Here is a 22,952-nt window from a genome sequence, read left to right as displayed (position 1 = left end):
GCCCGTATTTCTTAAATCTTGGTTTACCAGTTTCCCCTAGGAATACCCGCAGGGCCGCGCCGTTGACGTTCTGGTTCTGAGCCTGGGGATACAATGATCAAGCGGTTTGGCGCATTCCGGCGAAACGCATCGGCGAACGAGGCACAGCACGTGCTTTCGGTCGACGAGGAGCGTGAGGCGCTGGCGGCGCTGCGGGATTACGAGGAATCGGGGCTGGGCTGGTTCTGGACGACCGATGCCCAGGGCACCCTGCGCTATATCTCTGCCAGTGCGGCTCGCGTCCTCGGCGCGGAACCGCGCGATCTTGTCGGCAAGCCAATCAGCTCGCTGTTCCATGCCGAACAGGAATCGGCAGGCCAGAGCGGACGGACCCTGCCGCTAGCGCTCGCCTCGCACAAAAGCTTTTCCGATCTTTCACTGCGTGCCCGTATCGATGATCAGGAAGTCTGGTGGTCGATCTCCGGCCGTCCCCAGACGGATCCCGATGGCGCCTTCCTCGGTTTTCGCGGCAACGGCATCGACGTGACCGCGCAGCTGCGCGAACAGCGCGACACCTCGCGTCTGGCCCGCTTCGATTCGCTTACCGGCCTGTGCAACCGCTTCACCATGACGCAGCGGCTGGAGACCACGCTCAACGCCTTCAAGAGCAGCCAGCGCCCCTGTGCCCTGCTGATGATCGACCTTGACCGGTTCAAGCAGGTCAACGACACGCTGGGCCACCCGGTGGGCGATGCCCTGCTCAAGCAGGTGGCGGAGCGCCTGCGCGGCGTGATCGGCAAGGACGGCGAGATCGGACGCCTGGGCGGCGACGAGTTCGAGATCATCATTCCCGATTGCGACGATCGCGGCAAGCTGGGCGATATCGCGAAGAAAGTGATCGCGCTGGTTTCCCAGCCCTATTCGATCGACCGCTCGCGCTGCGTGATCGGGGCTTCGATTGGCATCGCCATCGCGCCGTTCGATGGCTCTACCGCCGAAGAACTAGTGAGCAATGCCGACCTTGCGCTTTATGCCGCCAAGGGCGGCGGGCGCGGACAGTTCCGCTTCTTCTCGATCGAGCTGCAGAACAATGCCGAAAAGCGCAAGGTGCTGAAGGAAGACCTGCGCGAAGCCCTTAGCCAGGGTCAGATCCGGCTGGCGTTCCAGCCCGTCGTCTCGGCAAAGTCGAACACGGTTACAGGATTCGAGGCGCTGATGCGCTGGGAACATCCGGAATTCGGCGAACTGCCGCCCTCGGTGCTGGTCCCCATCGCCGAGGAATCGGACCTGATCGTCTCGCTGGGCGAATGGGCCATCCGCGAAAGCTGCATGGCAGCGGCGCACTGGCCGGGCAGCCTGCCGGTTGCCGTCAACATCGCGCCAGCCCATTTCGCGCATCGCGGGTTCATTGCCGGCCTGACCCAGGCTCTGGCAGAAAGCGAGCTTTCCCCCGAGCGGCTTGAACTTGAATTTGGCGAAGCGATCTTCGGCCTTGGTGACGAACTGATCCAGGAAGGCTTCTCGGAACTGCGCCACCTTGGCGTGAAGGTGACGCTCGACAATTTCGGCGCGGGGGCATCGCCGCTCGGGCACTTGCGCAACCACCGGTTCGACAAGGTCAAGATCGATCCGAACGTCGTCCAAGAAATGACCGAGCCGAGAAGCCGCAGCGCCGCAATCGCGGCTGCCATTGCAACGCTAACCGACAAGCTCGGCATGGCAGCGGTGGCCGTGGGCATCGAAACGCGCGGCGAACTGAAGACGATCCAGGATCTCGGCATCGACCTGATCCAGGGCTACATCTACTCGCCGCCCTGTTCGGATGAGGAAGTGGGCGAGGCGCTGACCACCGGGCAATGGGTGATCAAGCCCGACGATCCCAACCGCCAGCAGGGCGATCGCCGCTCTGTCTATCGCCGCGTCGGCGTGATCCATGAGGATTTCCGCTACGACGTCATCATGCGCAACCTCAGCCGCAGCGGTGCCTCGATCGAAGGCCTCGCGGATGTGCCCGTGGGGACCCAGTTCGTCGTTGACCTGGGCGAGGGGCAACTGATCGTTGCCACGGTGCGGCGTTCGGAAGGCTCACTTCAGGGTCTCGAGTTCGAAACCTCGCTGGTTGACGATGGCGCGGGTGGGCTGTGCACCCGCCACCGTGTGCCGCGCCACCTGCTTGAAGCCATGGGCATGCCGACCAACGGCAATTCCGGCGGCGGCGTAATCGCGCTGAATACCACAGGCGGCATCAACCTGCCCAGATTCGCCAGCGCCGACCTGTCGCGGCAGCACGGGAAGGCTGCCTGACATGAAACTCGACTCTCCGCGCGATTTCCTCAACGCGGCGGGACGCGAAAATGCATGTGTCGATGCGGATCAGCTTGCGCTGGTCAACCAAGCCTATCGCAAGGCGGTGAGCGACTTTTCGCACAACCTGGCCGGAAATCCGCTGTTCACGCTAGATGCGCTGGCCGAAGTCGCCACCATTCTTGACACGGGCAATCCGAAAGATGCCGAAGTGCGCATGGGCGGGGATGGCATTGGCGACGAGTTCGATTTCGCCGACCCGGCCGAAGGCAGCGTCGCCGATGCAATCCGCAACCTCGGCAAGTCGAACCGTTGGGCAATGTTCGGCGACCTGACGCGGGTGCCCGGTTATGCCGAGATCATTGCGGACCTGACCGCCTCGCTCCAGCCGATCATCGCGGCTCATGGCGATGAAGTGATTTCCACGAATTCCTTCATCTTCATGTCGTCGCCCGGTGCCTTCACGCCCTATCACTTTGATGCCGAGCACAACATCCTGTTCCACATCGCCGGAAACAAGAAGTTCGCCACTTGCCCGCTCGGGTCGCCATGGCTGAGCCCGGAAGTGCAGGAGCAATTCTTCGCGACCAGCAACAACATGCTGGAATGGAACCCGAACTGGCTGACCGATGCCCGCGTCAAGGCCATGGAGCCGGGCGATGCGATCTATGTGCCCTACAAGGTGCCGCATTGGGTGGAGAACGGCGATCAGGTCTCCGTTTCGCTCTCTATCGTCTGGCGAACGCGTGAATGCCTCGATCTGGACTATGCCACCCGCTTCAGCGCCGCCATGCGCCGGTTTGGCATCACGCCCTCCTATCGCGGTTCCTTCCCGACGGGCGTTGCGGCCAAATCGCTGGCCTGGCGGGCGATGCAACGCCTTGGCCTGAAATAACAGCGCCATGATCAACGAGCTTTACCCGCCCCCGCCAATCGCGGCGGAAAAGCTCGCTCCGCCGGTCAGGACAGGCGCAGGCAATTCGATCGGAGGTGCCATGCATTTGCGGCTGGTCGATCCGCACCGTATCGATCCGGCCGACGAAGCCCAATGGGATGACCTTGGCCATAACCGGTCGGGCGACAGTGTGTTCGCAGAGCCTTGGTTGATGCGCATTTCGCTGGCCCATTGCGACCGCGATAAGCGAGCGGTTCTGGCGGTAGTAGTGGATATTGCGGGCAAGTGGCTTGGTGTGCTGCCCGTCCATCGCTCCTGGCGCCATGGTCGGGCCATCTGGCCTAACCTGTCCAGCTGGCAGCACGCCAACCAGTTCAACGGTACGCCCTTGGTTCGCGCCGGCTATGAAGTGCAGTTCTGGCGTGGGCTCCTTGCCGGGGTCGATCGCACAGACGGTCCGGCCGTATCCTTGTGCATGCAAGGCCTGCCGGCAGATGATCCCGCCAATGAAGCGCTCGTAAGGGTGCTAGCCGAAGAGGGGCGCTCCTGGCGTATAAGCCGCCGCTATTCCCGCGCCTGCATCCACGCGGATCGCAATGCATCGGCCCGTGCCGAGGCTGCATTCAAACCGAAGCTGCGCCGGCGCCTGGAAAGTCTTGAGCGCCAGCTGGGCGAAGAGGTGGGCGATCCCGTGCATCTGCACTCGTCGCGGGATCCTGAGGTCATTTTGCAGCTGATTGGCCGTTTCCTCGCCATCGAGGCTGCGGGGTGGAAAGGTTCGGCCGGGTCGGCGCTTGATCGGGACGTTGCGACCCGTGCCTTCTTTACGCAGGCGGCACATGCCGCTGCGGTGCGGGGTCGCTTCGAAGTGTCGTGGCTGGAGGCGGCTGGGCAATGCATTGCCATGACCACCCAATTCATCGGGTCCGAATGGTCATGCGGTTTCAAGCGTGCGCATGATGAAAAGTTTGCGCGTTTTGCGCCGGGCCAGTTGCTCCTGAAAAATCTGACCCGCCTGATATGCGAACGGGGGGAGGGGCATTTCGACAGCAGTGCTTCACCGGATCAGGAGTCGATCAACCGCATGTGGCCGGATCGGCGCGAGTTGTTCGATTGCCATATCGCGATTGGCGGCAGGGGGCGCAGGCTGGTGCATGGGGGGCTGTCGGGGTTGCAGTCGCTGTGGCATGCGGTGAAGCCGGTGCGGTGAATGCGGGGTGCGTGGTGACAGCGTTCGTGAGCGCTGCTAACGGGCCGGGATGACTGACCTCGCCAAGATCCGCAACTTCAGCATCATCGCTCACATCGACCATGGCAAGTCGACGCTTGCCGACCGGCTGATCCAGCACACCGGCGGCCTCTCCGAGCGCGAGATGAGCGCGCAAGTCCTTGATAACATGGACATCGAGAAGGAGCGCGGCATCACCATCAAGGCGCAGACCGTGCGCCTCAAATACACCGCCAAAGACGGCGTGACCTATGAGCTCAACCTCATGGACACCCCCGGCCACGTCGACTTCGCCTACGAGGTCAGCCGCAGCCTCGCCGCCTGCGAGGGCGCGCTGCTGGTGGTCGACGCCGCGCAGGGGGTAGAGGCGCAGACCCTCGCCAACGTCTACCAGTCGATCGAGCACGATCACGAGATTGTCCCCGTCATCAACAAGATCGACCTGCCCGCCGCCGAACCCGAAAAGGTCAAGGCCGAGATCGAGGAGGTCATCGGCCTCGATGCAAGCGAAGCCGTCCTCACCTCGGCCAAAAGCGGCATCGGCATCGCCGACGTGCTCGAAGCCGTCGTCACGAAAATCCCCCCGCCCAAGGGCGACCGCAACGCGCCGCTGAAGGCCATGCTGGTCGATTCCTGGTACGATCCCTACCTCGGCGTCGTCATCCTCGTGCGCGTGATCGACGGCGTGATCAGGAAGGGCCTGAACGTGAAGTTCATGGCCGGCGGCACCGAACACCTGATCGACCGCGTCGGCTGCATGACCCCCAAGCTGGAAGTGCTCGAGGAACTCGGCCCCGGCGAAATCGGCATCATCACCGCGCAGATCAAGGAAGTGGCGCAGGCCCGCGTGGGTGACACGATCACCCTGGCCAAGGGCGGGGCGGCCGAACCGCTCCCCGGCTTCAAGGAAGTGCAGCCCGTGGTGTTCTGCGGCCTCTTCCCGGTCGACGCGGCAGACTTCGAAAAGCTGCGCGAGAGCATCGCCAAGCTGCGGCTCAACGACGCCTCGTTCAGCTTCGAAATGGAAAGCTCCGCCGCATTGGGCTTCGGCTTCCGCTGCGGCTTCCTTGGCCTGCTGCACCTGGAAATCATCCAGGAACGCCTGACGCGCGAATACGACCTCGACCTGATCACCACCGCGCCCAGCGTCGTCTACCGCATCCAGCTGCGCAAATCGAAGACCGACGACGCGCGCGAGATCCTGCTGCACAACCCGGCAGACTATCCCGATCCCAGCCGCATCGAAACGATCGAGGAACCGTGGATCAAGGCGGTGATCTACACGCCCGACGAATACCTCGGCTCGATCCTCAAGCTCTGCCAGGACCGGCGCGGCATCCAGACCGGCCTGACTTACGTGGGCGGCCGCGCCCAGGTGAGCTACGAACTGCCGCTCAACGAAGTCGTCTTCGATTTCTATGACCGCCTGAAAAGCATCAGCCGCGGCTATGCCAGCTTCGACTATGAACAGATCGGCCTGCGCGAAGGCGACCTCGTCAAGATGGGCATCCTCGTCAACAACGAGCCGGTCGACGCGTTGAGCATGATCGTCCACCGCTCCGCCGCAGAGGCCCGCGGCCGCCACATGTGCGAACGCCTGAAAGACCTCATCCCCCGCCACCTGTTCAAGATTCCCATCCAGGCGGCCATCGGCGGAAAGGTCGTCGCCCGCGAAACCATCAGCGCCATGCGCAAGGACGTGACCGCCAAGTGCTACGGCGGCGACATCACGCGCAAGAAGAAGCTGCTGGAAAAACAGAAGAAGGGGAAAGCCCGGATGCGGGAATACGGCAACGTGTCGATCCCGCAGGAGGCGTTTATCGCGGCGCTTAGGATGGGGGAGGAGTGAAGGCGCCTTAGCGACGTTGCGCAGCAACGGTAGCTAAGAAGCCGGTGCGCGTCAGCGCATCACCCGACCCGGCCGGCCTCGGTGCATAGCGCCGAGGTTCGGAAGCGAAGCTGGCCGAAGGCCACCGCACGTGGCGAATGGAGCGATTGCCCCGCAATCGCGGAACGGCGCGTGGCGGAGAAAGGCTGCGCGCCGCCTCAAACCCCCGTCAGCAGAAAATCCAGCGCGTTCACAATCTCGCGCTCATGCTCCGCCAGCGAACCCACCCGCGCGCCCAGTTCCCGGCGCTCGACGGCGGAAAGCTGCTGCGTCATCATCACATGCCGCTCGCCCTCGACCTCCAGAACCGGATTGAGGTTCCGTGCTGGCTTGGGGGCGGAGTGCACTGGCAACAATGGCGCAACCACCCGCGTATTGAGATCAGCCAGAAGGTCAGCCTGACAATCGACAACCAGCAGGCCCGAACCGGCCATGCGGCACACATCAAAGCGCGCCATCAGAACAGCCGCTTACCCGCCAGCGGAAGGCCATGCTCTTCAACCCAGGCATTGCTGCTGCGGATTGCCTCGCCATTCTCCGCCAGCCAAAGCGCCGACTCCGCCTCGCGGATCGCCACTTCAAGGCCGCGCTCAGCAGCTTCGGAGAGGTTGATGCCGAGGCGGCGCGCGGCTTCTAGCTTGACTGGATCAAGCGTCAGATTGGTGCGCTGGCGCGGAAGCCTAGAAGAGTGGTTCATGCGTGTGTTTTATGCGCATATGGTGTGCGGGTCAATTTTAGTTCCGACCTGGGGCAAGGCTCACGCATCATGCGGAATGGGAATTATTCCGCCGCGAGACGGTCCTGCATTTCCGAAATAAGCCTTGAGGTCCGCCTCAAGCCTGCTGCATTCAGTGTGCTTTGATTACGCATCCATGCATCGTTGATAAGATCTTTCCATTGGATCACGGTGATTGAGCCGCGATGGTCACCTTGGAGTGGACGGTATCTACCTTCGCCATCTGGCGTTTTCGCCCACCCACCGAGCTGCACCTTTAAATCACCAACAAGGTCGGCAACCACAAAGCAGTGGAAAATACAGTCTTCCTTAATGCGAACGCGGTCCCTGGCAAAACCTTCGATGGCGCCGCCCTTTAGTTCATTAATGTACTTTATTATCTGTTGTTCTATGTTATCTTCGTATTTCTTATAGTTCGACCGCATAGGCTTCTTGAGTTCAATGATCATCATTTCATTCACGGGCTTTGATACATCGACCTCACCTTCCTCGTCGTCATAGTACGCGAGCCCGTATGCGATATCCCAAACAATAATATCGGGTCGCAATTGCGAGTCGTTATCCGACAGGATGCCGTCTATCCGCTTGTCCGATGCGAACGCTCTGCTGAATGCAAGTCGTTCGTCCACGACCCACAAGTCATGCGATCTTGCGACAAGTTTGCTTGAGTCCTTTGAGTTTACGCCGGTAGGGCAGAGGACGGAATGAACCGTCTTTTCGAGATAATGATCTTCGCGGTCCCCAACCTTTCGGTACCTCTTGAGTAGAACTTCCATAAGGTCAATTATCATTTTACGTCTAACTACGTGCTGAGCAAGAGAAAGCTTTTCTGACTTTTGCAACTCGTCAGCGACTTTAATGATAGTTTTTGAAAAATCAGCAGAATCAAGTTCGCCCTCTGAGATCTCACAAATGATCGATTGAAGATTTTTCTTTCTCTCTTCTTCTTGTCGAATTTGATCTTTCACCAATCCCGCCGCAAATTCTTCCGGAGAATTCGCCCCAAATGAAACCTTTTCCAATTGAGTTTCAGGGTCATCGTAGTCATAAATTGGATAACTCTGTATAAATTCTCTGTAATTCTCTGCCCGTACTATTTTGTATTTCGCTATCTGTTCCTTGATGAACTCAGACTTCACCTTGTCGACAATTTCTCTAGTTATCTTTTTAAGCTCAGATTCCGGAATATTGAATGCAGTTCTGCCTTCATTTACACGGGCATCTAGGTATGGGGAGTCAACGCAGACATGTAAGCAAAGGTCATCTGACGCTTCAGTCGATATAGGGCCCAGACCAATCAAGCCATCCACTTTGCGGCTCTCAACGGTTCTATGATCAGCAAGCAAATGCACTTGGTGTCGACCGTCGAGGCCCGCACTTGCGGTTACATCGCAAAGAAAACCGGTCGCCGAGATCACGCCATAGCGCTCCGATTCCCAGGAAATCGATTCAAAGTCCTGAGCGACGAGATCTCGAACTGCTGCCGGAAACTTCGTCGATTTGCCATCGATGACGACGTTGATAGTAGGGCTTACACCCATCAAAAAATCGGAAATGAAGTGAGAGGAAAAATATCTCAAAAAGACATCTTCTCTCTTTGGGAAATTTCGAATGTACTCGTTGTCTCTCAGGCCTGAAAAAATGACCGAAGTTCCAACTGTGTCTCGCTTCATATCCGTTGGATTATTTTCAATTTGGTTTGCGTCACGGAGGATGAATTTGAATGATCGCCGGTCGCCATCTGCGTCACCGAATTTGCTTGAAACATCTATAATTTTGAAAGCATCCAACCAGAATAGTCTACCTACCCCTTTGCCGCCTTTAGATTTCTTGTAATCAGTATCGACAACGCAAAACGCTTTGAAGCGGGTCTCGTCTAGCCCAACTCCATTGTCCTGAACGATAATTTCAACATCGGCAGGCGATGCAAGTTTGCTAACCAAAACAGATATTTGACCTTTTGTGACCGCTTCGTCTTCAAAACGATCGAAAATTGCGTATCTCGAATTACTAATTGCTTCAAAGACGGGCTGGAGAGCTTGCGCGTAATTCCCCGGCTTCGGCAGTTTATCGACGCGATTGACGATATTTTCCGTTAGGCTCGTCACGATTGGCTTCCTCCCGATTACGATGCTCAGTATCGGCAGATGATTCAGATTACACGAGATTTTTGGTGAATTGGTGAGCTTCAATGCGTCGTCCGGTTACTTTGGTAGTCGGACAGTGACTTGCGCATTCAAGAATGCCCATCCACCCTCTCCATCCATTCCCGCCACGCCCGCGCTTCCACTCCATCTGGGTTGTCGATGGCGGGCATGGGGACGATCACTTTCTCGCGGCGGCGCTGGCCGAGGCCGAGTTCGCGGTCGCCTTGTTTGAGGAGGTCGGGGATCAGGCGGATGGTCATGGGGGCGGTCTTTCCGGTTGGGTGTTCGCAGGGGTGACGGGGCAGGGGTGACAGGGGCAGGGGCGGTCAGTCGCTCTCCACCCCCTGCTCCTCCTCGTCCTCGGCCCAGCGGAGTTGCGGCAGTTCGGGTTCGTGGAACACCTCGCCGTTTTCCTCGGCCTCGATGCGCTTGTAGGCGAGCCAGGCTTCGCGGGTGCGCTCGCTCATGCCGGCCAGCCAGTGCTGGTGCATGCGGCCGAGCTTGGCGTTCATGCGCCGGGCGGCCTCTTCGCCCTCACGCGCGGCGCGTTCGGCCTGTTCGGCCTCCCATTCCTTGCGCCACTTGCGCTTGTGGCGGGAAAGCTCGGTGGCGATCGGGCTGCCGATGCCGCTGCGCCGCGCGGTCACCCGACCATCGGCGGCGAAGCGGGTGGGGGCGCGGTTGCGCAGCAGGAACATCAGCAGCCGGTCATTATAGACCGTGCGGCTGCCGATCAGCTTGCCATAGGAATAGACGGGCACCTGGTGGCCGTGGATGGCGCGTTCCATGGCGAGGTCTTCCAGCTGCTCGACGCCGAGCGCGAGGGCGGCCTCCCAGGCCTTGCGGAAGCTGGCGGCATCGGGGTGGCGGCGCAGGTGATAGGCGCTTTCGGCCGACATGTTGACGCGGGCGGCGGCGGACTTGACGCTGCCGGTATCGGCCAGGGCAGCGATGAAGCCGCGCTGGCGTTCCGGCGTCCAGCCATCGTGGCGGTTGTAATGGCGGGGCACGGGGGCGAAGTCCGGCAGCTGGCCGGGGCGGGCGCGGGGGCGGCGCTTGTCGACGGTCATGGAACGGGGCATGTCCTTGGCAGGGGCGGGAAATCGCCGATATTGCCTCATCCCCGGGTGTGTAGGACAGCGCGAATCTGCCGTGGCGCGCTTGCGCCGCCCGGTGCATTGGCCTAACCGATCCGGCGGATAGGGGATCAAGGCTGAGATGGCGGAACCAAGGCGCCGCGTTGGCGCGGAAACTTCAGCAACGCGGACGGCAATACTCGAGGCGACCGAGCAGGTGCTGGTGGAAGAGGGCTATGCCGCCGCCTCCACCCGGCGCGTGGCAGCGCGCGCGGGGCTGAAGCCCAGCCTCGTCCACTACTATTTCCCGACGACCGACGACCTGATGCTGGCCGTCTATCGCCGCTGTGCCGAATGGGCCAATGCCGAGCTGGAAAAGGCGCTGGCCGATCCCGAGCCGCTGCTGGCGCTGTGGCGCTATACCATCGACACCACCCGCACCGCGCTGATGATCGAGTTCATCGCCATGGCCACGCACCGCAAGTCCTTGCAGGCGGCCATGGCCGAACACGCCGGGCAGACCCATGCGCTGCAGCTGCAGGTGGTGGAACGCGCGCTGGGCGACCGGGCGAGCGAGGTGCCGCCGGTGGTGCTCGTCGCGCTGATCGCCGCGCTGGGCCGCAGCCTGGTGATGGAGGCCGGCATGGGCACCGGCATCGGCCATGCCGAGGCGACCGCGTGGTTCGAGAACTGGCTGGCGCGGCTGCGCTCCGACACGCCCTGACCCTTCGCTCCCGCGCCGGCGCAGGGGCTTGATCCAGATCAAGGCGGGGCAGGCGGCCTCGCCATATCCCGTTGCTGAACAAGTGTTCAACAATGCCGGTCGATTCGGCCGGGCAGGCAATGGGAGCCGATGTCATGAACGTGATGACCACCGCCAAGCTGCGCTACGAGGAAATCAAGCCGAAGATCGGCGCGCGCGTGCTCAATACCAAGGAAGAGCTGCTTTCCGGCGCGCTTTCCCCGGCAATCAACGAACTGCTCGAGGCGCGCGGCGTGCTCGTGTTCAAGCAGCTGCACTTCTCCGAGCAGGAGCAGATCCAGTTCACCAACTCGCTGGGCGGCAATGCCACCGAGATCGGCGTCGATGGCGGGGCGATCTTCTCGATCTCGCTCGATGCCAAGGAACACCACAAGTCGGTGATCGAATACCTCAAGGGTTCGCTCTACTGGCACATCGACGGAACGATGAACCCGGTGCCGGTGCGCGGCTCGATCCTGACGAGCAAGGTCCTGCCCACCTGGGGCGGCAATACCGAGTTCTCGAACTGCTACGCCGCCTACGAGGACCTGCCGCAGGAAACCAAGGACAAGATCGATCCGCTGCGCGTGGTCCACGCCATGTGGGTCTCGCAGCTGTACCATACGCCCGAACCGTCGATCGAGCAGCTTGAGGACTGGATGTCGAAGGGCACCCAGGAACTGCCGCTGGTGTGGGAGCACAAGTCCGGCCGCAAGAGCCTGGTCCTGGGCAACACGGCGCGCAATGTCGTCGGCAAGGATTTCGAGGAAAGCGCCCGCATCCTCCACGGCCTGCGCGACCATGCCACCAGCGAGCCCTATCACTATGCCCACGAGTGGGAAGTGGGCGACAGCGTGATGTGGGACAACACCGGCACGCTGCACCGCGCCATGCCCTATGATCCGGACTGCGGCCGCCTGCTCAAGCGCACGATCCTGCTGGGCGACGAAGCCTTCAGCTAAGCGGCCAAACCGATCCCCGGGACCAGTCCCCCGGGATCCATGCAAGGGGCGCGTCCGAGTGGAGGGCGCGCCCCTTGTCGCATCTGGCGCCGGCCTGGCAGACCCGGTCACAGGGTGCCGCCACAGGCGATCTCATCCATTATGGTTAGGGGATTGCCCCGCATTCAATGGCCTGCGGGCCGAATTGTCGCAGGATTAACCGCGATTCTTGGTTAAGGGACTTTTACTCCTGCCTAGGTGTCGGCATATGTATGCCAATGCATCCGCGCATGGGGCGTGGAGGGACGGTAACCGAGGAGCTTGAAGTCGCGTGACGGCACCTGTTCGCTTCCCCCGTTTCTTCGTCACCAGCCCCAGCCCGTGCCCCTACCTGCCCGGCAAGAGCGAGCGGAAGGTGTTCACCGAACTGCGCGGGCCGCACGCCGATTCGCTTAACGATGCGCTCAGCCGCATCGGCTTCCGCCGCAGCCAGACGGTGGCCTATCGCCCCTCGTGCCTCGATTGCAGCGCCTGCGTTTCGGTGCGCGTGGTGGCGGACGAGTTCCGCCCGTCCTCCACCCAGCGCCGCAATTTCAAGCGCAATTCGGACCTTGTGGTTACTGAGTGCCGCCCCTGGTCGACCGAGGAGCAGTACGAACTGCTGCGCAGCTACCTTGCCGCGCGGCACCCCGGCGGCGGCATGGCGGCGATGGACGAGGTCGATTTCGCCGACATGGTCGAACACACCCCGGTCACCAGCCATGTCATCGAATACCGCGAACCTTCGCCCGATGGCGTCACTCCGGGGCGGCTGGTGGGTGCCTGCCTGACTGACCGGCAGGGCGATGGCCTGTCGATGATCTATTCGTTCTACGATCCCGCCCATCCGACGCGCGCGGGGCTCGGCAACTTCATCATCCTCGATCATATCCACCGCGCGGCTGCGGCCCGGCTGCCCTATGTCTACCTGGGCTACTGGGTGGAGGGATCCTCGCGCATGGCCTACAAGGTGCGCTACCGCCCGATGGAACAGCTGACCCGCGATGGCTGGCACCGCCTGTCGGACGAGGATCAGGACCGGCTGATCGCCGCCGCCGCCGGTCTGGCGCGCGAAGAGGCGCGGGGGCTGGGCAGCAAGGATGCGGTCAACACCGCGACAGACCTGTGTTCCGCCTCTCGCTGAAGCCGTCCGGCGCGGGCAACATTGGTTAATTCCGCGTTTCCTGCGGCCGGATTTCGCAGGAAATTCCGTGTAAAATCAAGTTAACGGGTTTTTCGTCACTTTGGTGGCAATTTGCCGCGGTGAAAAGCCTGTCCAAGCTTCTGCTGCCCTTGCGCAGCCTGCCCGGCGTGCATCCCGTGATGCGCGGGCTGCTGCTGACGGTGCTGGTGGTCCTCGTGATCTTTTCCGCGGCGGTCTATGGCGGGTTCATCCGCGCGACGCGGGTGGCGGACAGCGAAGTGCGCGGCAAGGAACGCGTCATGCTGGGCAACCAGATCGAGCGGCTGATCCGCAGTTCGGCCGATGCCATGCGGGTGCAGGTTACCTGGGACGAGGCCTTCGCGCGCGTCGGCCGGGCAGACCGGCCGATCGACGACAAGTGGGCCGATACCAACCTTGGCGGATTCCTGTGGAGCAGTTTCGAGGCGGACGATGTCTATGTCGTCTCGCCCGGGGGCGGCATGCTGGCGGCCTGGACGCGCGGCGTGCGTACCGGCAGCCAGGAATATGACCTGCTGGCGCCCGTGGTGTCCGCTCGTCTGAAGGCCATGGCGGATAACCGCTCGGTCCTTGGCACGATTGCCGGGCATCGCCACCTGGTCGACACCAACTGGCCGGTGGGCGCCGATGGCCGCCCGCTGACCCGCTGGTCGGGCATGCTGGCGCGCGACGATGGCGGGCTGGCAATCGTCACCATCGCCTCGATCCTGCCCGATACGCAGTTCGCGGCGCTGCGCGGCACGCCCAACCACCTTGTCGCTGTTCGCCACCTCGATGCTATGGCGCTGGCGACGCTGGGCAAGTCGCTGCTGCTTGATGATCTGGACTGGTCGGCCAGCGAGCCGGCCAGCGGCAATTCGCTGGAATTGCGCTCGCCCGATGGCGAAGCGCTCGGCTGGCTGGGCTGGCAATCGGACGATGTCGGCGCCACCATTTCGGCGCAGACCATGCCGCTGCTGGGCACCTACCTGGTCTTTTTCCTGCTGACGCTGGGCATCGGCGGCGTGGTGATCCGCCAGGCCCTGCAACTCGCCCGCCAATCGGCCCGGCGCGAGGCGCAGGCGCAGCGCGATGCCCTGCACGATCCCATGCTGGGCCTGCCCAATCGCAAGCTGATGATGCGCCGGGTGAACGAGGCGCTCGGCAGGCTCGATGCGGGCGAGGCGGTCTTTCTTGCCTATATCGACCTCGATCATTTCAAGGCGATCAACGATACCATCGGCCACCCGCTGGGGGACGAGGTGCTGGCCATGGCCGTGGCGCGGCTGAAAGCCGTGCTGGAACCGGAAGACGTGCTGGCGCGGCTGGCGAGCGATGAATTTGCCATCGTTCACCGCAACGTGCCGGGAACCGAACAGGCAAGCCTGCTGGGCGAGCGGATCATGGCGGCCTTTGCCGAACCCTTCCTGATCGAGGGAACCTCGCTGCCGGTCACCGCCAGCTGCGGCATCGCCTGGGCACCCGATCTGGCGCAGGAGCCGGACGAGCTGTTGCGGCTGGCGGACATTGCCCTGTTCCGCGCCAAGCAGCGCGGGCGCGGAAGGTTCCGCTATTTCACCGAGGACATGAACGCTTCGATCCGCTGGCGGCAGGACATGGAAGTGGAACTGCGCCGCGCCATCGCCGGGGAAGGGCTGGAAATGCATTACCAGCCGATCGTCCACGTTGCCGATCGCCGGGTGGTGAGCTTCGAGGCGCTGGTCCGCTGGCATCACCCCGACCGGGGGGATATTTCGCCGGGAACCTTCGTGCCGCTGGCCGAACATTGCGGGCTGATGCCGCAACTGGGCGACTGGGTGATCCGCCGCGTCTTTGCCGACAGCGCCGCCTTTGGCGATGCCGAGATTTCGATCAACCTTTCCCCGCTGCACCTTGCCGCGCGCGATTTCCTGCCGCAGCTTCGCGCCAGCATCGACGAAGCCGGGATCGATCCGGCCCGCTTCGTGTTCGAGATTACCGAAGGCGTGCTGCTCGACAATTCCGACCGCACGCTGACCCTGCTGGGCGATCTGCGCGACATGGGTTTCCGCATCGCGCTCGACGATTTTGGCACCGGGTTTTCCTCGCTCTCCTACCTGCGTTCGTTCCAGTTCGACCGCATCAAGATCGACCGGTCGTTCGTGCAGGGGATCGAGAACGACCTTGATGGCCAGGCGATCCTCAAGACCATCGTCAACCTTGGCCGCACGCTGCGGATGAAGGTGGTGGCCGAAGGCGTGGAAACGCTGCTCCAGCAGCAGCTGGTAGAGGCATCGGGCTGCGAACTGGTGCAGGGGCATCTCCACGCCCGCGCCATGCCGATGGACCGCGCCGCGGCGCTGGTCCGCCCTGCGGGTGTGCCGCGCCTGCGCCTGGCTGCGGGCTGAAGCCCATAAGGAAGCCCATAAGCAAAAAGGCGCCCGGGTTGCCCCGGACGCCCTTCCTCGGTGTTACCGAAAGCCGGAATTACCAGCTGTAGTACATGTCGAATTCGACCGGCGAGGGGGTGGTTTCCCAACGCATCACTTCGGGCCACTTCATTTCGATGTAGGAATCGATCTGGTCCTTGGTGAACACGCCGCCCTGCAGCAGGTAGTCGTGATCGGCTTCGAGGCTTTCCAGCGCTTCACGCAGCGAACCGCAGACGGTCGGAACCTGGGCGAGCTCTGCCGGCGGCAGGTCGTACAGGTTCTTGTCCATGGCTTCGCCCGGGTGGATCTTGTTCTTGATCCCGTCGAGGCCGGCCATGAGCAGCGCCGAATAGCACAGGTAGGGGTTGGCCATCGCGTCGGGGAAACGGAATTCCACGCGCTTTGCCTTGTCGCCGGTGCCATAGGGGATGCGGCACGAAGCCGAACGGTTGCGGGCCGAATAGGCCAGCAGCACGGGGGCTTCGTAACCCGGAACCAGGCGCTTGTAGCTGTTGGTGGTCGGGTTGGTGAAGGCGTTCAGCGACTTGGCGTGCTTGATGACGCCGCCGATGAAGTAGAGGCACATGTCCGACAGGCCGGCGTAACCGTTACCGGCGAACAGCGGCTTGCCTTCCTTCCAGATCGAGATGTGCGTGTGCATGCCCGATCCGTTGTCCTTCATGATCGGCTTGGGCATGAAGGTGGCCGTCTTGCCATAGGCCTGGGCGACCTGGTGGACGACGTACTTGTAGACCTGCATGCGGTCAGCCGTCTGGACGAGCGTGCCGAAGGTCAGGCCAAGCTCGTGCTGGGCCGAGGCCACTTCGTGGTGGTGCTTGTCGCAGGGCAGGCCCATTTCGATCATGGTCGAAACCATCTCGCCGCGGATGTCGACGCAGGAGTCGACCGGCGCGACGGGGAAGTAGCCGCCCTTGGCGCGCGGACGGTGAGCCAGGTTGCCGGCTTCGTATTCGCGGTTCGAGTTGGTCGGCAGTTCGATGTCGTCGATCTTGAAGCCGTTGCCGTCGTAGCCGTCGTAGAAGCGCACGTCGTCGAACAGGAAGAATTCGGCTTCCGGGCCGACGTAGACGGTGTCGCCCACGCCCGAGGAGATGACGAAGGCTTCGGCGCGCTTGGCGGTGGAGCGCGGGTCGCGGCCGTAGAGGTCACCGGTCGAAGGCTCGACGATGTCGCAGTTGACGATCAGCATCGGGGTGGCGCTGAACGGATCGACATAGACCGAATCCAGGTCCGGCTTCAGGATCATGTCGGATTCGTTGATCGCCTTCCAGCCTTCGATCGACGAACCGTCGAACATCAGGCCGTCTTCCAGTTCACCCTCGCCGAGCAGCGAAGCGACCATGGTGAGGTGCTGCCACTTGCCCTTGGGGTCGGTGAAGCGCAGATCGACCCACTCGATCTCTTCGTCCTTGATCCGCTTCAGGATGTCCTTTGCACTGGCCATTTTACGTCCTTCGAATTTCCCGGCCCGTCATCGGGTGGGGGTTTAGGTTGTTCAGGGGGTACTTGTTCAGATTGCGTCGTCGTCGCGCTCGCCGGTGCGGATGCGGATTGCCTTCTCCACCGGGATGACGAAGATCTTGCCGTCGCCGATGCGGCCGGTCTGGGCGGCATTGGCGATAGCTTCGACCGTGCGGTCGGCGAGATCGTCGGGAACGACGACTTCCAGCTTAACCTTGGGCAGGAAATCGACGACGTATTCGGCGCCGCGATAGAGCTCGGTGTGGCCCTTCTGGCGGCCAAAGCCCTTGGCTTCGGTCACCGTGATGCCGGAGACGCCCACTTCGTGCAGCGCTTCCTTCACCTCGTCGAGCTTGAACGGCTTGATGATGGCTTCGATCTTTTTCACGTTGCTCTTTCCCTGCGCGCATGGCCGGCACCGCCTGGGCGGGCCGGGCTTCCTACGCCACTGCGCAATCCTCTTAACAAGAATCGTGCCAGAGGCCCCGCTTAGGCCCTAGGCCATGCGCAAGCCACGCGAAAGAGGGGGAATCGCAAGATTCGTGTCGCACCGATGATTTCCTGCGAAACGGACTTGCGCCGCCCCCGGCCCTTGCGTTGCTCAAATTATGGGCAGGTGTGCCTAAAAAGTGGGCAGGCGCTGCTCAGGCCACCTGCGCGCCACCCTTGAACAGCGCCACGCAGCGCCCCTGGACCGGCTGGCGATCGAAGGGCGTGTTGCCCGCCGCGGCGGCCATCCGGTCGGAATCGACGATCCACGGCTTTTCGGCATCGATCACCGCGAGGTCGGCCTGCATTCCCGGCTCAAGCCGCCCGGCATCGACACCCAGCAGCATGGCCGGATTGGTGGCGAGCAGTTCGAAGGCGCGGGCGATCCCGATCACGCCGTCGCGCACCAGGGTGAGGGTCAGCGGCAGCAGCGTTTCTGCGCCCGCCATGCCCGGTTCGGCATCGGCAAAGGGCAGGCGCTTGTCTTCCGGCCCGCGTGGATCGTGGCCCGAGGAAATGACGTCGATCGTGCCATCACCGACCGCCTCGATCACCGCGCGGCGATCGTCCTCGCAGCGCAGCGGCGGAGAGAGGCGCGCGAAGGTGCGGAAATCGCTCATCGCATTGTCGCAAAGCATGAAATGCGCCGGGGTGACGCCTGCCGTCACCGCCAGGCCCCGCGCCTTGGCCGCGCGGACGAGCGCCAGCGCGGCGCGGGTGGTCACTTGCCGGAAATGCAGCCGTGCGCCCGATATTTCGGCCAGCGCGATGTCCCGCGCCACGGCGAGCGCCTCGGCCTCGGCAGGGGCGCTCGGCAAGCCGAGCCGGGTGGCCATTTCACCCGCCGTGGCCACGGCCGATCCGGCCAGCCCGCTGTCCTCGGCATGGCTGACGACGACCATGCCCAGCATCGCGCAATAGCGCAGCAGGCGCAGCATGGTGCCGCTGTCACCGATCCAGCGCCGCCCGGTGCTCACCGCCCGGGCACCGGCATCGCGCATCAGCGCCAGTTCGGCGAGGTCTTCGCCATCCAGCGCGCGCGTCGCGGCGGCGAGGGGGTGGACCCACAGGTCCGGCTTGCCCGAGCTGGCGGCAAACCGCACCCGCGCCGGATGGTCGAGTGGCGGGTTCTGGTCCGGCATCAGCGCGGCGCGGGTGATGCCGCCGAAGTGGAAGGCCGGCTTGTCGATGGCGAAGACGCCCAGGTCGACGAGGCCGGGGGCGAGCAGCAGGCCGCGCGCATCGTGCACGCGGTCGCCCGGTTGCGGGGCAAGGTCCGCGCCGATCGCGACGATCCGGTCGCCCTCGGTCCGCAGCGCGCCCGAAACCGGGCCTGCGGGCGTCAGCACCGTTGCATTGGTGATGGTCAGCGGCTGCGAAATCATGCCCAGCCCTCCATTCCGCGCGCGCTGCGGGTCAGCACGTCAAGACAGGCCATGCGCATGGCGACACCCATTTCGACCTGGGTGGTGATCAGCGAGCGCTCCGGCAGGTCGGCGACGATGCTGTCGATCTCCACGCCGCGGTTCATCGGGCCGGGGTGCATGATGAAGGCATCGGGCGCGGCCCGTTTCAGCCGCTCCGGCGTAAGCCCGTAGAGATGGCGGTATTCGCGAGGGGAGGGGATGAAGCTGCCCTGCATCCGCTCGTTCTGCAAGCGCAGCATCATGACCACTTCGGCCCCTTCGAGAGCGGCATCGAAATCGTGGAAGGCGGTAACCTTCAGCTGCTCGATCTCTGCCGGCATCAGCGCGGGCGGGGCGCAGACGCGCACATCGGCACCCAGGGTGGTGAGGCAGTGGATGTTGGAGCGGGCAACGCGGCTGTGCAGGATATCGCCGCAGATGGTCACCTTCAGGCCGTTGAACTCCTCGCGGCCGCGGGTGCGCAGCGCGCGGCGGATGGTCAGCGCGTCTAGCAGGCCCTGGGTGGGGTGCTCATGCTGGCCATCGCCGGCATTGAGCACCGGGCAATCGACCTTGTCGGCGATCAGCCGAACTGCGCCTGAGGAACCGTGGCGGATCACCATGGCATCGGCGCGCATGGCATTCAGCGTCAGCGCCGTATCGATCAGCGTTTCGCCCTTCTTCACGCTGGACGTGGCCACGGCCATGTTGACCACGTCCGCGCCCAGCCGCTTGCCGGCAATCTCGAACGATAGCAGGGTGCGGGTGGAATTTTCGAAGAAGGCGTTGATGATGGTCATGCCGCGCAGCCGGTTGTCGCGCTTTTCGGGCTGGCGGTTCAGCTCCACCCATTGCTCCGCCTCGTCGAGCAGGAACAGCAGCTCGTGCGGGGCAAGCCCGGCCGTGCCGAGCAGATGGCGGTGCGGAAAGGCGAGGCTGCCCGCCGGATAGCGCGAGGCGTGGGCGGCGGGATTGGTGCCATAGTCGCGCATGAATTGCCGCAGCTTTTCCGCCGTGCTGGCGCGCAGGTCACGCCCCTGGCGCAGTTGCGAAACGAAGGGCTTGTCGCGCAGGGCAAGCTCTCCGAATCGGGTTTCCGAAAGGCCGTGGAGGCGGCAGAAATCCTCGATTTCGTTCAGCAGTTCGTCCATGAGAGCGCGATCTAGGTTGGATTTGGCCAACCGTAAAGGTGGGAAATGCCCTTTTCCCCTGCCTGCCGTTCGCAGACTAGCGATTGCCAAAGGCCGTGCCCGCCCTATCTAGGCAGCGGTCGAAAACACGGGAAAGCACTGCATGGCCTTCGCATCCAATCTCTGGCGTGTCCTTGTGGCCATCAAGGACGGGCTGGCGCTGCTGTTCCTGCTGCTGTTCTTCATCGTGCTGTTCGGCGTGCTTTCATCGCGGCCGAACCCCGGATCGGTCCGCGAAGGCGCGCTGTTGCTGAAGCTCGATGGCTCGATCGTCGAGGAGCCGTCGGCCGTCGATCCTTTCGCCGCGCTGACTTCGGGCGGCCTGCCGGCCAAGGAATACCGGGCGCGCGACCTGGTCCGCGCGCTCGACGCCGCGGCGAAGGACGAAGACGTCAAGGCCGTGGTGCTCGACCTTTCGAGCTTCACCGGCGGCGGGCTGGTCAACGTGATGGAAGTGGCCGAGGCGCTGGATCGGGTGAAGGCGGCGAAGAAGCCGGTCCTTGCCCACGCCTTCGCCTATGCCGATGACAGCCTGATGCTTGCCGCCCATGCCAGCGAGGTCTGGGTCGATCCGCTGGGCGGGGCCTTCGTGCTGGGGCCGGGCGGGCACAACCTGTACTTCGGCAAGCTGCTGGAACGGTTCAAGGTAACGCCGCACGTCTATCGCGTCGGAACCTACAAGGATTTCGTCGAACCCTACCTGCGCAGCGACATGTCGCCCGAGGCGCGCGCCGCGCGCGAGGCGGTGATCGGCGCGGTGTTCGAACAATGGAAGGCCGATGTCGCCAAGGCGCGCCCGCAGGCAAAGCTGGACCTTGTCACGAAGGAGCCTGCCGCATGGTATCGGGCTTCGGGCGGCGACGGGGCGGAAGCTGCCAAGACGGCCGGTCTGGTTGACCGGATCGGCGATCGCGTGGCCTTCGGCAAGCGCGTGGCCGAAGTGTCCGGCAAGGATGTCTATGATGCGCGGCCCGGCTCTTTCGCCCACTCGACGCTGCGCGCCTATCTTGCCGCGAATCCCGAGGAGACGCCGGGCAAGAAGGTGGGCGTGATCACGATTGCCGGCAATATCGTCGATGGCAAGGCCGGCCCCGGCACCGCCGGCGGCGACCGCATTGCCGAGCTGCTCGATGGCAAGGAGGGCAAGGACCTGGCCGCGCTGGTCGTGCGGGTCGATTCGCCGGGGGGCTCGGTCACCGCTTCAGAACGGATCCGGCAAGCGATCGAGCGGCAGAAGGCCAAGGGCATCCCGGTCGTCGTCTCTATGGGCAATGTCGCGGCGAGCGGCGGCTATTGGGTTTCCACGCCCGCCAGCCGCATCTTTGCCGAACCCGGCACGATTACCGGATCGATCGGCATTTTCGCGGTGATCGCCAGCTTCGAAAAGGCGCTGGCAGAATATGGCGTGACCACCGATGGCGTGCGCTCCACCCCGCTTTCCGGCCAGCCGGACCTGCTGGGCGGCTTCACGCCGGAACTGGACGGCATGCTGCAATCGAACATCGAACGCGGCTACCAGCGCTTTACCGCGCTGGTCGGCCAGTCGCGCAAGCTGTCGCCCGAACAGGTCGATGCCGTGGCGCAGGGCCGCGTCTGGGATGGCGGCACGGCGCGGCAGAAGGGGCTGGTCGATGAATTCGGCGGGCTGGACGATGCGCTTGCCTATGCCGCGCGGCAGGCAAAGCTGGGCGATGGCGATTGGCACCCGGTATTCCTGGGCGCGAAGGACAAGCAGGCCAATTCGCTGCTCCTGGCCCTGCTGGCCGGCGGCGATGACGATGAAGACAGCGTCCCGCCAGAACAGGGTGACCTGTTCGCCATGGTGGCAGAGCGCCAGCAGGCCGTTCTCGCCCGCCTCGTCAGCGATGCGCAGCGATTGGTCGCCTCACGCGGGATGCAGGCCTACTGCCTCGATTGCCCGGCGCAGCCGCTTTCAAGACAGCAAAAGCAGGGGCTGATTTTCGAACTTCTCAGGGAATGGGGAAAGACGAGCTTTTTCTGATAATTATCTGCACTGTAAAGATTGTCGACACTGCTGCGACATGATAAGAATCTGACAATGGTCCCGTTTGTGAGGTTCTCAAATGTCGCAAACAAAGCCGAGCGATGACGAATTCTTCCATGCCTTGCAGAGGATGGTCGACGAAGCCGTCAAAAATGCCATGGGATCAAACACCTCTCCGGATGCGTTGCTGATCGAAGGCGCTCAGCAAGCTGGTCGTCCCGCCGTTCTCGGCTCATCCCGCTATCTTGATTGGGCTCAGAGGATTTACGCGGTCAGGCGGTCCCGGCGACAGCAATTGCCACCCGAACTGTTCGGAGAGCCGTCCTGGGACATCCTTCTGGACCTTTACATCGCCTTCTACGAATGCCGGAAGGTATCAATCAACGGCGCTTGCGTTGCCGCAGACGTGCCGCAGACGACGGCTTTGCGGCATTTGCAGCAGCTTGAAGCACAGGGATTGGTGCATCGGGTCGATGACCTCAGGGACAAGCGCATCAAGTGGGTCGGCCTAACGCAGAAGGCGATTTTGGCCATCGGGAAAATTTGCGATGCCGATTTCAACTCATCTGCGCGGCGGAGGCAGCGCCGGGAGCGGGAAGCGGGTCAAAAGGCCATGCAAAGCGTCTTCAATTGGGAATCGACCTGATCGCTCTGCCAGCCAGGGCAGCGCCCTTCCGATGGCCGCTTGCCCTTTGCCCCATGACTCTCTAAGGGCCAGCCCCTGATTTTCGGCTTCGTCTTTCCTACGCGGGCGTGGCGGAACTGGTAGACGCGCTGGTTTTAGGTACCAGTATCGCAAGATGTGGGGGTTCGAGTCCCTTCGCCCGCACCA

Annotated in this window: 19 protein-coding genes and 1 tRNA gene; 11 read left to right on the top strand and 9 right to left on the bottom strand. The window is 62.9% G+C overall.

What is annotated here, in order from left to right:
* Positions 1–93 precede the first annotated feature (93 nt).
* The 4 genes from C0V78_RS13260 to lepA are packed head-to-tail and all read left to right on the top strand — an operon-like array spanning position 94 to position 6,255.
* Positions 94–2,283: a bifunctional diguanylate cyclase/phosphodiesterase gene (locus tag C0V78_RS13260; RefSeq protein WP_101798407.1), complete on the top strand. Its 2,190-nt coding sequence runs from the start codon at positions 94–96 to the stop codon at positions 2,281–2,283.
* A 1-nt stretch (position 2,284) separates the two neighbouring features.
* The gene (locus C0V78_RS13255; protein WP_101798406.1) at positions 2,285–3,178 is read left to right on the top strand and encodes a hypothetical protein; all 894 of its coding nucleotides are present in this window, start codon (positions 2,285–2,287) and stop codon (positions 3,176–3,178) included.
* Positions 3,179–3,185: 7 nt separating this feature from the next.
* Positions 3,186–4,388 (top strand): GNAT family N-acetyltransferase, encoded by a 1,203-nt coding sequence (locus C0V78_RS13250; RefSeq protein ID WP_101798405.1) that lies wholly within the window; start codon positions 3,186–3,188, stop codon positions 4,386–4,388.
* Positions 4,389–4,437: 49 nt separating this feature from the next.
* Positions 4,438–6,255, top strand: a complete 1,818-nt coding sequence (lepA, locus tag C0V78_RS13245; RefSeq protein ID WP_101798404.1) for a translation elongation factor 4 — start codon at positions 4,438–4,440, stop codon at positions 6,253–6,255.
* A 197-nt stretch (positions 6,256–6,452) separates the two neighbouring features.
* Here the strand turns inward: lepA and C0V78_RS13240 are convergent, their stop codons facing one another.
* From C0V78_RS13240 to C0V78_RS13220, 5 genes are all read right to left on the bottom strand, one after another.
* Positions 6,453–6,752: a CcdB family protein gene (locus C0V78_RS13240; protein ID WP_101798403.1), complete on the bottom strand. Its 300-nt coding sequence runs from the start codon at positions 6,750–6,752 to the stop codon at positions 6,453–6,455.
* A complete protein-coding gene (locus C0V78_RS13235) occupies positions 6,752–6,991 on the bottom strand; it encodes a type II toxin-antitoxin system CcdA family antitoxin (RefSeq protein WP_101798402.1) in 240 nt (79 codons plus the stop codon). The genes C0V78_RS13240 and C0V78_RS13235 overlap by 1 nt, the downstream gene beginning before the upstream one ends.
* Positions 6,992–7,074: 83 nt before the next feature.
* A complete protein-coding gene (locus C0V78_RS14815) occupies positions 7,075–9,138 on the bottom strand; it encodes a hypothetical protein (RefSeq protein WP_144039918.1) in 2,064 nt (687 codons plus the stop codon).
* A gap of 128 nt (positions 9,139–9,266) precedes the next feature.
* The gene (locus C0V78_RS14975) at positions 9,267–9,437 is read right to left on the bottom strand and encodes a hypothetical protein (RefSeq protein WP_158241561.1); all 171 of its coding nucleotides are present in this window, start codon (positions 9,435–9,437) and stop codon (positions 9,267–9,269) included.
* Positions 9,438–9,503: 66 nt separating this feature from the next.
* Positions 9,504–10,247, bottom strand: coding sequence for a hypothetical protein (locus tag C0V78_RS13220; protein ID WP_101798399.1), 744 nt, complete (start codon positions 10,245–10,247; stop codon positions 9,504–9,506).
* Between the two features lie 148 nt (positions 10,248–10,395).
* Between C0V78_RS13220 and C0V78_RS13215 the strand changes: the two genes are divergently transcribed.
* The 4 genes from C0V78_RS13215 to C0V78_RS13200 all read left to right on the top strand — a co-directional run bounded on the left by C0V78_RS13215 (position 10,396) and on the right by C0V78_RS13200 (position 15,524).
* Entirely contained in the window at positions 10,396–10,977 is a 582-nt protein-coding gene (locus tag C0V78_RS13215) for a TetR/AcrR family transcriptional regulator (protein WP_101798398.1), read from the top strand.
* Positions 10,978–11,069: 92 nt separating this feature from the next.
* Complete coding sequence (locus C0V78_RS13210; RefSeq protein WP_254049946.1) at positions 11,070–11,957, top strand: TauD/TfdA family dioxygenase; 888 nt, start codon at positions 11,070–11,072, stop codon at positions 11,955–11,957.
* Positions 11,958–12,267: 310 nt separating this feature from the next.
* On the top strand, positions 12,268–13,119 hold the full coding sequence (locus C0V78_RS13205) for an arginyltransferase (protein WP_101798397.1): 852 nt from the start codon (positions 12,268–12,270) through the stop codon (positions 13,117–13,119).
* A gap of 119 nt (positions 13,120–13,238) precedes the next feature.
* Positions 13,239–15,524 carry a bifunctional diguanylate cyclase/phosphodiesterase gene (locus C0V78_RS13200; RefSeq protein WP_101798396.1) on the top strand — a complete coding sequence of 762 codons (2,286 nt, stop codon included), beginning with the start codon at positions 13,239–13,241 and terminating at the stop codon, positions 15,522–15,524.
* Positions 15,525–15,603: 79 nt separating this feature from the next.
* Here C0V78_RS13200 and glnA read toward each other — a convergent pair whose 3' ends face one another.
* The 4 genes from glnA to C0V78_RS13180 form a co-directional block, all read right to left on the bottom strand.
* The gene (gene glnA / locus C0V78_RS13195; RefSeq protein ID WP_101798395.1) at positions 15,604–17,013 is read right to left on the bottom strand and encodes a type I glutamate--ammonia ligase; all 1,410 of its coding nucleotides are present in this window, start codon (positions 17,011–17,013) and stop codon (positions 15,604–15,606) included.
* A 66-nt stretch (positions 17,014–17,079) separates the two neighbouring features.
* Positions 17,080–17,418 (bottom strand): P-II family nitrogen regulator, encoded by a 339-nt coding sequence (locus C0V78_RS13190; RefSeq protein ID WP_101798394.1) that lies wholly within the window; start codon positions 17,416–17,418, stop codon positions 17,080–17,082.
* A 256-nt stretch (positions 17,419–17,674) separates the two neighbouring features.
* Complete coding sequence (locus tag C0V78_RS13185) at positions 17,675–18,904, bottom strand: dihydroorotase family protein (protein WP_101798393.1); 1,230 nt, start codon at positions 18,902–18,904, stop codon at positions 17,675–17,677.
* Positions 18,901–19,917: an aspartate carbamoyltransferase catalytic subunit gene (locus C0V78_RS13180; RefSeq protein ID WP_101798643.1), complete on the bottom strand. Its 1,017-nt coding sequence runs from the start codon at positions 19,915–19,917 to the stop codon at positions 18,901–18,903. The genes C0V78_RS13185 and C0V78_RS13180 overlap by 4 nt, the downstream gene beginning before the upstream one ends.
* A gap of 301 nt (positions 19,918–20,218) precedes the next feature.
* On the opposite strand from C0V78_RS13180, the gene sppA reads away from it, so the two are divergent.
* The 3 genes from sppA to C0V78_RS13165 all read left to right on the top strand — a co-directional run bounded on the left by sppA (position 20,219) and on the right by C0V78_RS13165 (position 22,952).
* Positions 20,219–22,117: a signal peptide peptidase SppA gene (sppA, locus tag C0V78_RS13175; RefSeq protein ID WP_101798392.1), complete on the top strand. Its 1,899-nt coding sequence runs from the start codon at positions 20,219–20,221 to the stop codon at positions 22,115–22,117.
* Between the two features lie 82 nt (positions 22,118–22,199).
* Entirely contained in the window at positions 22,200–22,766 is a 567-nt protein-coding gene (locus tag C0V78_RS13170; RefSeq protein WP_101798391.1) for a MarR family winged helix-turn-helix transcriptional regulator, read from the top strand.
* A gap of 101 nt (positions 22,767–22,867) precedes the next feature.
* Positions 22,868–22,952: transfer RNA gene (locus C0V78_RS13165), tRNA-Leu, on the top strand.

The organism is Novosphingobium sp. TH158, assembly GCF_002855555.1.
Classification (GTDB): Bacteria; Pseudomonadota; Alphaproteobacteria; order Sphingomonadales; family Sphingomonadaceae; genus Novosphingobium.
Note: the sequence above shows the minus strand (reverse complement) of the source record. Positions and strands in the feature narration are given on the sequence as shown.

Coding starts and splice junctions, on each gene's coding strand:
- C0V78_RS13260 (WP_101798407.1), top strand. CDS start 94: ATGATCAAGCGGTTTGGCGCATTCCGGCGAAACGCATCGGCGAACGAG.
- C0V78_RS13255 (WP_101798406.1), top strand. CDS start 2,285: ATGAAACTCGACTCTCCGCGCGATTTCCTCAACGCGGCGGGACGCGAA.
- C0V78_RS13250 (WP_101798405.1), top strand. CDS start 3,186: ATGATCAACGAGCTTTACCCGCCCCCGCCAATCGCGGCGGAAAAGCTC.
- lepA (WP_101798404.1), top strand. CDS start 4,438: ATGACTGACCTCGCCAAGATCCGCAACTTCAGCATCATCGCTCACATC.
- C0V78_RS13240 (WP_101798403.1), bottom strand. CDS start 6,752: ATGGCGCGCTTTGATGTGTGCCGCATGGCCGGTTCGGGCCTGCTGGTT.
- C0V78_RS13235 (WP_101798402.1), bottom strand. CDS start 6,991: ATGAACCACTCTTCTAGGCTTCCGCGCCAGCGCACCAATCTGACGCTT.
- C0V78_RS14975 (WP_158241561.1), bottom strand. CDS start 9,437: ATGACCATCCGCCTGATCCCCGACCTCCTCAAACAAGGCGACCGCGAA.
- C0V78_RS13220 (WP_101798399.1), bottom strand. CDS start 10,247: ATGACCGTCGACAAGCGCCGCCCCCGCGCCCGCCCCGGCCAGCTGCCG.
- C0V78_RS13215 (WP_101798398.1), top strand. CDS start 10,396: ATGGCGGAACCAAGGCGCCGCGTTGGCGCGGAAACTTCAGCAACGCGG.
- C0V78_RS13210 (WP_254049946.1), top strand. CDS start 11,070: ATGCCGGTCGATTCGGCCGGGCAGGCAATGGGAGCCGATGTCATGAAC.
- glnA (WP_101798395.1), bottom strand. CDS start 17,013: ATGGCCAGTGCAAAGGACATCCTGAAGCGGATCAAGGACGAAGAGATC.
- C0V78_RS13185 (WP_101798393.1), bottom strand. CDS start 18,904: ATGATTTCGCAGCCGCTGACCATCACCAATGCAACGGTGCTGACGCCC.
- C0V78_RS13180 (WP_101798643.1), bottom strand. CDS start 19,917: ATGCGCGACTATGGCACCAATCCCGCCGCCCACGCCTCGCGCTATCCG.
- sppA (WP_101798392.1), top strand. CDS start 20,219: ATGGCCTTCGCATCCAATCTCTGGCGTGTCCTTGTGGCCATCAAGGAC.
- C0V78_RS13170 (WP_101798391.1), top strand. CDS start 22,200: ATGTCGCAAACAAAGCCGAGCGATGACGAATTCTTCCATGCCTTGCAG.